The sequence below is a fragment of the Tessaracoccus bendigoensis DSM 12906 genome (assembly GCF_900141915.1).
Classification (GTDB): Bacteria; Actinomycetota; Actinomycetes; order Propionibacteriales; family Propionibacteriaceae; genus Arachnia; species Arachnia bendigoensis.
In genome coordinates, this window is record NZ_FQZG01000107.1 from 1 (window position 1) to 9,471 (window position 9,471).

Genomic DNA, 9,471 nt, shown 5'->3' on the forward strand with positions numbered 1-9,471 from the left:
CCCAGACCAGCCCCAGCCCCTGCCCCACCCCGTCCAACCCGACGGCGTCAGCGCGGCTGAGGCTCGGCGCCAGTCAGCCGTTGAGCACTATCCCTGGTTCGATTCCGGTTTGAACGTGACAACACGTCGCCTAGCCCATCGAACCCCGAATAGTGCTCACGGTCACTTTTTCGTTCCGTCCACAGTCTGGGCTGTTTCCGGCTTGACGATGGCGGCCTTCTCATCGGCGAACCTGGTGATCGCCTCCTGGGCCGCCCCGAACAGGGCACACATCATGACGAACCCTGCTGGCGAGGCCGCACCCCCATCGGTCGAGGCCGTTTCGAGGCCTGCGGCAACGGCAATCAGGCCGACCAGGGCCGACCATGCACCGACGACGACCTTGAACAGGGCCTGGGCCACCACCGGGTTGAAGGTGGTCGCATTGGTCGGCGCCTGGGTCATGGAAGGCAGGGCGCTGAACAGGGCACCTAGGGCTCCGAGCAGGAATACCAGACCAGCACCATGTTGGACGGAGACCCCTTGGGTGCCGGGATCAGCCCTCCCGGCACGACCCATCGCAGAGAGACGAGGACTGCGAGTATGGCCAGTATCGCCAGCGCAAGGGTCAAACTCCGCAGAATCGTCCGAAAACGCAATTGCACTTGGTGCTCGGCTGTGCTCACGGCCCAAGCACCGATCAGGACATCGGCGCTGAGTTCCCTGAGTGACAAATTGGCATGGCTGCCGCCTCCCGAGGCCGAAGCCGTCTTGAGTGCGGCCTTGAGTGCGGTCATCCGTGAATCGTCGACCGGCAACCGGCCCTTCCCGCGGGCGAGCGCGGTCTGGCCCTTGGCGATGGTCTGTTCAGGATCCGTGGTCGTCTCCAGGATTAGCCTCTCGGCCTCGCGCAGTTGACGCCAAGCCTCCTCCACATCATGGCCGAACCACACCCCCCGCAGGGTTCGCCGTTCCGTTGCCACGGCCCTGGCCGTGTCGAGGTAGTTCTTGATCTGCTCCTTAGCCGGAGCCGTGGATAGCAAGGCGGCCTCCCGAGTCAGGCGCTCCACCCGCGTTCGCAATTCGAGCCGCCAAAGGCCCGCTCTCAACTCGACCATTTCGTCCCCTCCGATAGGACCGAACCAGCCAGCCGACCACACCCTGCATCGTCGGTCAGGGAGCGATCTTCGCACGAATTGGCCTCATCCGAGGCTGGTTTGGCGGACCGGACGCCACGGATCGCGAGATCGGTCTCAGTACGCCGTCGACGGCGAACGCACTAGGGGGCCGGCCCACAAGGACCGGCCCCCTGCAGGTGAACGGATTAGGACTTCGCAGGCCCCTCGGCCTGCTTCGCCGCTTCCTTCTTCTCGGGCAACGCGTCGACCCCGGCCTCCTTGCGCTGCTGCGCGGTGATCGGCGCCGGCGCCTCGGTAAGCGGGTCGAACCCGCCGCCGCTCTTCGGGAACGCGATCACGTCGCGGATCGTGTCGAAGCCGCCGAGCAGCATCACGAGGCGGTCGAGCCCGAACGCGATGCCGCCGTGCGGCGGGGCGCCGAACGCGAACGCGTCGATCAGGAAGCCGAACTGCTCCTGCGCCTCCTCCTCGGAGATCCCCATCACCTTCAGCACGCGCTCCTGCACGTCGCGGCGGTGGATACGGATCGAACCGCCGCCGACCTCGTTGCCGTTGCACACGAAGTCGTAGCCGTAGCTGAGCGCCGAGCCCGGGTCGGTGTCGAAGGTATCCATCGACTCCGGCTTCGGGGAGGTGAAGGCGTGGTGCACTGCCGTCCAGTTGCCGTGGCCGAGCGCGACGTCGCCGGAAGCCTCGGCGTCCGCGGTCGACTTGAACATCGGCGCGTCGACGACCCACAGGAAGCTCCAGGTCGACTCGTCGATCAGACCCGTGCGACGGGCGATCTCGAGCCGCGCGGCGCCCAGCAGCTCCTGCGAAGCCTCACGGGCACCTGCGGCGAAGAAGATCGCGTCACCGGGGTTGGCCCCCATCGCCTCGGCGATGCCGTCGCGTTCGGTCTCGGAGATGTTCTTGGCGACCGGGCCGCCAAGGGTCCCGTCCTCCTGGACGGTGATGTAGGCCAGGCCCTTGGCGCCACGCTGCTTGGCCCATTCCTGCCACGCGTCAAACTGGCGCCGTGGCAGAGAGGCGCCACCGGGCATGACGACGCCACCGACGTAGGCGGCCTTGAACACCCGGAACGGGGTGTCTGCGAAGTAGCCCGTCAGCTCGCGGATCTTGAGGTCGAACCGCAGGTCCGGCTTGTCTGAGCCGTAGTCGTCCATGGCGTCCTGCCATGTCATCCGCGGCAGCGGCAGGGGCATATCGACGCCGATGACCTTCCAGCACGCGGCCATGACCTCCTCGGCTAGGGCGATGACGTCGTCCTGGTCGACGAAGCTCATCTCGATGTCGAGCTGCGTGAACTCGGGCTGCCGGTCGGCGCGGAAATCCTCGTCACGGTAGCAGCGGGCGATCTGGTAGTAGCGTTCCATGCCGCCGACCATCAGCAGCTGCTTGAACAACTGCGGGCTCTGCGGCAGGGCGTACCACTTGCCGGGGTGCAGGCGGGCGGGGACGATGAAGTCGCGGGCGCCCTCGGGGGTCGAACGGGTCAGCGTCGGGGTCTCGATGTCATAGAAGCGGCGCTCGTCGAGCACGTCGCGGATCACCTTCGTCACCCTGGACCGCAGCACGAGCGCATCGTGCTGGCGGGGACGACGCAGGTCGAGGTAGCGGTGCTTCAATCGCGCCTCCTCGCCGACCGTGGTGCGCTCGTCGATCTGGAACGGCAGCGGCGCGGCCGGGTTCAGGACCTCGAGCTCGCGGATCGCAACCTCGACCTCACCCGTTGGGATGTTCGGGTTGACGTTCTCCGGGGTGCGGGCATCGACCACGCCGGTGACCTTGATGCAGAACTCGTTGCGCAGGTCGTGGATACCCGCCGATTCGAGATACTCGTCTCGGACGACGACCTGGCAGATGCCCGAGGCGTCGCGCAGGTCGATGAAGGCGACCCCGCCATGGTCGCGCCGTTTGGCGACCCATCCTGCGAGGGTGACCTCCCGGCCGACGTCGGAGGCGCGCAACGCGCCGGCTTCGTGAGTGCGGATCACGGTATTCCTTTCAATCCTGGCTGCATAGACGGTGCAGCTCGGCAGCCGCCCACTCTACCGCCTGGCGGCTTGCCCGCCTCACGCGTGGACGGTGACGCCCAGGTCTTCGATGGGAGGGGCCCATTCCGAGGGCGACGCCGGCGTCTGCTCACCGCTGCGGATGTCTTTCACCGAATCGTCGTAGCCGGCCCCGAACCAGACGTACGGGATGCCGCGCCGTTCGGCATAGCGGATCTGCTTGCCGAACTTGTCGGCCTTCGGCGCGACCTCGACCGGGATGCCGCGGGCACGCAGTCGACGCGCCACGTCGATGGCCTGCTCGCGGGCCTCCTCGTTGTCGACGGCCACCAGAACCGCGCTCGGCACGCTCCGCGACGCCGTCAGGGCCCCTTTGCCGATCAGGGGGGCGAGGATCCGGGTGATGCCGAAGGAGTAGCCGACGCCAGGGAAGGTGGTCTTCCCATCGGTCGCGAGGGAGTCGTAGCGCCCGCCCGAGGCGACCGAGCCGAGCTTCTCGGAGCCGTTCAGGAACGTCTCGTAGACGGTGCCGGTGTAGTAGTCGAGCCCGCGGGCGATCTTCAGGTCCACCAGCACCCGGTCGGGCGCCGAGTTGCGCGCCACGCGGATCAGGGCTGCGAGCTCCGCCAGGCCAGTGTCGAGCAGCTCGTGTTCGACTCCGAGCGCCCGAACGTCGTCGACGAACGACTCGTCTGCCGCCGAGATGCCGGCGAGCATCACGCAGGCCGCGGCTTGCGCCTCATCCAGCCCGGCCTCCGAGATGAGAAGTTCCCGGACGGCAGCGGGACCGATCTTGTCGTACTTGTCGACGCGCTGCAGCACCGCAGCGGGATCGTCGATGCCGAGCCCCCGGTAAAAGCCCTCCGAAAGCTTTCGGTTGTTGACGCGCAACGTGACCGGTGGGAGCCCGAGGTCGCGGCGCAGCTTCTCGAACACGTCGATCGCGACCAGTGGGATCTCGACGTCGTGGTGCGCGGCGAGGGCGCCCTGCCCGACGATGTCGATGTCGGCCTGCGTGAACTCGCGGTAGCGCCCCTCCTGGGGCCGTTCTCCGCGCCAGACCTTCTGGATCTGGTAGCGACGGAACGGGAAGGCCAGATGACCGGCGTTCTCCAGCACATACCGGGCGAACGGCACCGTCAAGTCGAAGTGCAGGCCGAGTTCGTCGGCGTCGCCCGCGTCGGCGTGCAGCCGCCGCACGACGTAGATCTCCTTGTCGATCTCGCCCTTGCGTGACAGCTGTTCAAGGGGCTCGACCGCGCGGGTCTCGATGGGCGCGAAACCGTGGAGCTCAAAAGTCGAGGACACGACGTCGAGGACCGCCAGTTCGGCGATCCGACCGGCGGGCAGGAACTCGGGGAAGCCGCTGAGCGGCTTTGGGCGTGGCACTTCTTGTGCTCCTCACAGGTTCTGCAGGTACGGGTTGGAGGCGATCTCCTCGGCCAGGCTCGTCGGCTCGCCATGCCCGGGCAGCAGTTTCACTCCCGCCGGGAACTCAGCGACGATCCGGGCGAGGGTCTCTCGCATCTGGATCATGCTACCGCCGGGCAGATCGGTGCGCCCGATGGTCCCGCGGAAGAGGACATCGCCGGTGAAGACGACCTGGGTCTCGCCGTCGGAGACGGTCAGCAGGGTCGAGCCGAGGGTGTGGCCGGGGGCCGGGAAGGGCGTCACCGTCAGGCCCGCGATCTCGGAGGGCTCGACGTGGTCGCGGACGTCGGCGACCGGCGGGGCCTCGGCCGAGCCAGTGAACTGCGCGACCATCGCGTCGCCCCGCGGCCCGAGCCCCGCACCCGGCCTCGTGACCAGGTGCTGGTCCGGTCGGGCCAGGAAGAGGGGGATGCCGAAGTGGTCGGCGAGGCGGTACGCGTCCCCGATGTGGTCAAAGTGCCCATGGGTCGCCAGCAACGCCCTTGGACGTAGACCGCCGGCCTCGACGATCTCCCGTACCGGCGCGAAGGCCGTCATCCCCGGGTCGATGATGAGCGTGTCGACGTCCTCCTCGCTGCGACGCACGAGGTAGCAGTTGGACTGCCACGGTGAAACGGTGATGGGCTGAATGAGCACAAGACCACCCTATCCGGCTAGATTGGTGCCATGAGCGAATCGCAAGCGCCCTCTGATTTCGGACGCGTCGACCCCGACGGCACCGTCTACGTGATCACGGGTGGCATTGAACGAAGTGTCGGGCAGATCCCCGATTCCACCCCTGAAGAGGCAATGGCGTTCTACGTCCGCCGCTTCGAGAACCTCGCCGCGGAGGTGACGCTCCTCGAGTCGCGCGTGGCCGCGCAGGCCATGTCGCCTGAGGAGGCCAAGAACGCGATCACGACCGCAAAGGGCAACGTCACCGACGCCAACGCGGTAGGCGACCTGGACTCCCTGGCGCGGCGTCTCGACGCGCTGAGCGAGGTCCTGCCGGCACAGATCGAGGCCCGCAAGGCGGCCCGAGCCGAACAGAACGCCGCAACGGTCGCCGCGAAGGAGGCCATGGTCGTCGAGGCCGAGACGCTGTCCCAGGGCAACGACTGGCGTGGCGGCGTCGACCGCTTCCGGGTTCTGCTGGACGAGTGGAAGGCCCTCCCCCGCGTGGACCGGGCCACGGACAACGAGTTGTGGCACCGGTTCTCGTCGGCACGCACGCAGTACACCCGTCGCCGCAAGACGCACTTCTCGGAGTTGAACGCGACCCGCGACCAGGCCAAGGCTGCGAAGGAGGCGATCATCGCCGAGGCCGAGCCGCTGGCCGACTCCACCGACTGGGGTGCGACCTCCGCCGCGTTCCGTGACCTGATGCAGCGTTGGAAGTCGGCGGGCAGCGCACGCCGCGCCGACGACGACGGCCTGTGGGCCAGGTTCCGCGCCATCCAGGACCGGTTCTTCGACGCCCGGACCGCCGCCCAGAGCGCCGCAGACGGTGAGCAGAGCGAGAACCTCGCAGCGAAGCAGACGCTGGTCGAACAGGTGACCGCCGATCTCGACGGCGTCGGCGACGTCGAATCCGCCAAGGCGATCCATCGCGCGTTCCTGGAGAAATTCAACGAGTTGGGCCACGTCCCGCGGGCCGCCATGCGTGAGCTCGACTCGCGCGTGCGGGCCATCGGGGACAAGGTCGCCCAGCTGGAGGCCGACGAGTGGCGGCGCACAGATCCTGAGGCCAGGAGGCGGGCCGAGGACACCGTCGCGATGTTCGAGGCCCAGATCGCCAAGCTTGAGGCCGATCTATCCGCCGCAGAGGCCAAGGGCGATGCCCGGAAGGCCAAGGACGCGTCCAAGTCGATCGAGACCTACACCAGTTGGCTCGACCAGGCCCGCGAGACGTTGAGCGAGTTCACCAAGTAGCACGCGGAGGGTCCGGGTCCGTGGCATCTGCCGCCACCCGGATCATTTGCGGGCGGCCGGTCCCGGCTACCCGGAGACGCGGAACACGTCGTAGACGCCCGGCACCCTGCGGATCAGGTTGATGATGTGTTGCAGGTGCGTCGGGTCGGCCGACTCGAACGTGAACTTGCCCGTGAACTGCCGGTGTTTGTTCGTCGAGATGTTGACCGACAGGATGTCGATGTGCTGCTCAGATAATGCCGAGGACACATCGGAGAGCAACCGGGCACGGTCGAGGCCCTCGATCTGAATCGTCACGACGAAGGTGCTGCCCTTCTCGTCGCCTGACCACGAGACCGGGACCAGCCGTTCCGGCTCCTTGCGCAACGCCGGCACATTGGAGCAGTCGGCGCGGTGTACGGAGACCCCGTCGCCGCGGGTGACGAACCCGATGATCTCGTCACCTGGCAGCGGATAGCAGCATTTCGCGAACTTGGCGACCACCGAATCGTCGCCGTCGACGAGGATGTGCGCGCCGTCGCTGACCGGGCGGCGGCGCTGGCGGACCACCATGTCCTCGGTGACGGTGTCGACCGCCTCGTCCTCCCCGCCGTGCAACTGGACCAGCTTCTCGACCACACCCTGCGCCCCGAGATGGCCCTCCCCGATCGCCACGTACATGCTGGCGACATCCTTGTGGCCCAACTCGTTCGCGACAGCAGTCAGGTTCTCCAGCGTCAGCAGCCGTTGCATCGGGAACCCGGTTCGGCGCAAGTCGCGGGCCAGCATGTCCTTGCCCTGCTCCATGGCCTCGTCCCGGCGCTCGCGGGAGAAGTGCTGCCTGATCTTCTGCCTGGCGCGCGACGACACCACGAAGCCGAGCCAGTCACGGCTCGGGCCGGCCCCGTCAGCCTTGGAGGTGAGGATCTCGACCTTGTCGCCCTGTTTCAGGGGGGTGGAGAGGGACACCAGGCGTCCGTTCACCCGGGCACCGATCGTGCGGTAGCCGACCTCGGTGTGCACCGCGAACGCGAAATCGACCGGCGTGGCGCCCACCGGAAGCGCCATCACCTCACCCTTCGGCGTGAACACGTAGATTTCATCCGAGTTGATCTCGAACAACACCGAATCGAGGAACTCGCTGGGATCCTCGGTCTCCTTGCTCATCACACCGAGTTGGTGCATGGCCCGCAACCCCGCCTCTTCCGGCGTGACGCCGCTGCGGAGTTGTTCCTTGTACTTCCAGTGCGCCGCGACACCGTACTCGGCGCGGCGGTGCATCTCATGTGTGCGGATCTGGAACTCGATCGGCTCGTTGTTGGCGCCGAGCACCGTCGTGTGCAGCGACTGGTAGAGGTTGAACTTCGGCCCGGCGATATAGTCCTTGAACCGTCCGGGGATCGGCTTCCAGCCCGCGTGGGCAACCCCCAGTACCGCGTAACAGTCCTGGATGCTGTCAACGAGCACCCGCAACCCGATCAGGTCGTAGATGTCTCGGAAGTCGCGGCCCCGCACCATCATCTTCTGATAGATGGAGTAGTAGTGCTTGGGCCTGCCGTACACGGTGGCGTGGATCTTCGATTCGGCCAGCAGCTTCTGGAACTCGGCAATCAACTCCCGCAGATAGCGCTCCCGGCTGGGGGCGGACTGGGCGACCATGTCCACGATCTCGGCGTAGACCTTCGGCTCGATCGTCGCGAACGACAGGTCTTCCAATTCCCACTTGATGGTGTTCATACCCAGCCGGTGGGCCAGGGGCGCGAAGATGTTGAGAGTTTCGGTGGCGATCCTGACGCGCTTGTCGGGCCTCAGATACCCGAGGGTGCGCATGTTGTGCAGCCGGTCGGCCAGCTTGATGACGAGTACCCGCACCTCTTCGGAGGTGGCCATGATCATCTTGCGGATGGTCTCCGCCTTGGCCGTCTCCCCGTAGGTGAGTTTGTCGAGCTTCGTTACCCCGTCGACCATGTGGGCAACCTCGTCACCGAACTCGCCGCGCAACTGGTCGAGCGAATAGTCGGTGTCCTCGACGGTGTCGTGCAGCAGGGCGGCAACGAGGACCGGCTCGGTCATGCCGAGTTCGGCGAGGATGGTGGCGACCGCGAGCGGATGCGTGATGTACGGGTCGCCGGACTTGCGCGTCTGCCCCTCGTGATAGTGCTCGGCGGTGCGGTAGGCACGTTCCAGCAGGCTCAGATCGGCCTTCGGGTGGTTCGACTTGACGATCCGGAACAGCGGGTCGAGGACCGCGGACTTCGATTGCACCGCGCCGAGCCTCGCCAACCGGTGACGCATCCGGAGGCGCGGCTGTTCTGGCCCGGTCACCAGCCGGGACGCACCAGTCAAAGCCTCATCTGCCATGGAGAGAGTCTACCGGCGCTCGGCAACGGTCCGACCTGAGTTCACACCCGTGGTTCGGGTCGATTGGGGGTCGCGCGGTTGGCTCTTTGGCGGGCTTCCACGGGTCGGCCGGGGCGCTCTCTGCGTGGTCGGTGGGGAGTCCGTCCCGGTGGAAGGTGAGGGCCGCGTCGTAGCGGGGGTCGATCGTCGTCACCGGACGGGGAAAATCGACCAGTGGTCAATACTCGTCACCGGACGGGGGAAAATCGACCAGTGGTCAATACTCGTCACCGGACGGGGGAAAATCGACCAGTGGTCAATACTCGACACCAGACCACCCAGAATCGACCACTCCCTCTTTGTCAAGCTGGTTGTGAGTCAAGGAACGATCAGTAGGGAGACAGGGCGATGACGATCAGTGTGGGGTTCACCACTGCCGAGATCCGTGAGTTTGTTCATGAGTATCAGTTGCTGCCGCATGGCACGAAGGGTGCCTGGTTGGCCGAGCGGGGTCTGTCGTATGACATGGTGCGACGGTGGCGTAGCACGGTCTTCGAGGGTGATCTGGATCGTGGCCTGGTTCCACGAGAGAGTAGAGCCATGGCTGTTCCACAGGACAAACGCACCGCGTTCGAGAAGGAGCGTGCGCAAGAACGTGCCGCTCAAGAGGCTGAGGT

The 9,471-nt window shown here is 66.5% G+C and carries 9 protein-coding genes; 3 read left to right on the forward strand and 6 right to left on the reverse strand.

The window, feature by feature from the left end; all coding sequences use genetic code 11:
* Positions 1 to 162: 162 nt before the first annotated feature.
* The 5 genes from BUC15_RS17855 to BUC15_RS17875 form a co-directional block, all read right to left on the reverse strand.
* Positions 163 to 444, reverse strand: coding sequence for a hypothetical protein (locus tag BUC15_RS17855; protein WP_073191182.1), 282 nt, complete (start codon positions 442 to 444; stop codon positions 163 to 165).
* A gap of 26 nt (positions 445 to 470) precedes the next feature.
* A complete protein-coding gene (locus tag BUC15_RS17860) occupies positions 471 to 1,097 on the reverse strand; it encodes a hypothetical protein (protein ID WP_073191185.1) in 627 nt (208 codons plus the stop codon).
* A 206-nt stretch (positions 1,098 to 1,303) separates the two neighbouring features.
* On the reverse strand, positions 1,304 to 3,115 hold the full coding sequence (aspS, locus tag BUC15_RS17865) for an aspartate--tRNA ligase (RefSeq protein ID WP_073191188.1): 1,812 nt from the start codon (positions 3,113 to 3,115) through the stop codon (positions 1,304 to 1,306).
* A gap of 78 nt (positions 3,116 to 3,193) precedes the next feature.
* Entirely contained in the window at positions 3,194 to 4,522 is a 1,329-nt protein-coding gene (hisS, locus tag BUC15_RS17870) for a histidine--tRNA ligase (RefSeq protein ID WP_073191191.1), read from the reverse strand.
* Positions 4,523 to 4,534: 12 nt separating this feature from the next.
* Entirely contained in the window at positions 4,535 to 5,200 is a 666-nt protein-coding gene (locus BUC15_RS17875) for an MBL fold metallo-hydrolase (protein ID WP_073191195.1), read from the reverse strand.
* Between the two features lie 30 nt (positions 5,201 to 5,230).
* On the opposite strand from BUC15_RS17875, the gene BUC15_RS17880 reads away from it, so the two are divergent.
* Positions 5,231 to 6,475, forward strand: coding sequence for a DUF349 domain-containing protein (locus BUC15_RS17880; RefSeq protein ID WP_073191198.1), 1,245 nt, complete (start codon positions 5,231 to 5,233; stop codon positions 6,473 to 6,475).
* 66 nt (positions 6,476 to 6,541) lie between these two features.
* Here the strand turns inward: BUC15_RS17880 and BUC15_RS17885 are convergent, their stop codons facing one another.
* Entirely contained in the window at positions 6,542 to 8,815 is a 2,274-nt protein-coding gene (locus tag BUC15_RS17885) for a RelA/SpoT family protein (RefSeq protein WP_073191201.1), read from the reverse strand.
* Between BUC15_RS17885 and BUC15_RS19690 the strand changes: the two genes are divergently transcribed.
* Both BUC15_RS19690 and BUC15_RS20575 read left to right on the forward strand, forming a co-directional pair.
* Complete coding sequence (locus tag BUC15_RS19690; protein WP_139280352.1) at positions 8,814 to 9,206, forward strand: hypothetical protein; 393 nt, start codon at positions 8,814 to 8,816, stop codon at positions 9,204 to 9,206. The two genes, BUC15_RS17885 and BUC15_RS19690, sit on opposite strands and share 2 nt — an antisense overlap.
* Positions 9,203 to 9,471, forward strand: a 269-nt coding sequence (locus tag BUC15_RS20575; protein WP_073191203.1) for a hypothetical protein, incomplete at its 3' end; no start/stop codon positions are given. The genes BUC15_RS19690 and BUC15_RS20575, both read left to right, overlap by 4 nt.

Coding starts and splice junctions, on each gene's coding strand:
- BUC15_RS17860 (WP_073191185.1), bottom strand. CDS start 1,097: ATGGTCGAGTTGAGAGCGGGCCTTTGGCGGCTCGAATTGCGAACGCGG.
- BUC15_RS19690 (WP_139280352.1), top strand. CDS start 8,814: ATGGAGAGAGTCTACCGGCGCTCGGCAACGGTCCGACCTGAGTTCACA.
- BUC15_RS17880 (WP_073191198.1), top strand. CDS start 5,231: ATGAGCGAATCGCAAGCGCCCTCTGATTTCGGACGCGTCGACCCCGAC.
- BUC15_RS17855 (WP_073191182.1), bottom strand. CDS start 444: ATGACCCAGGCGCCGACCAATGCGACCACCTTCAACCCGGTGGTGGCC.
- BUC15_RS17885 (WP_073191201.1), bottom strand. CDS start 8,815: ATGGCAGATGAGGCTTTGACTGGTGCGTCCCGGCTGGTGACCGGGCCA.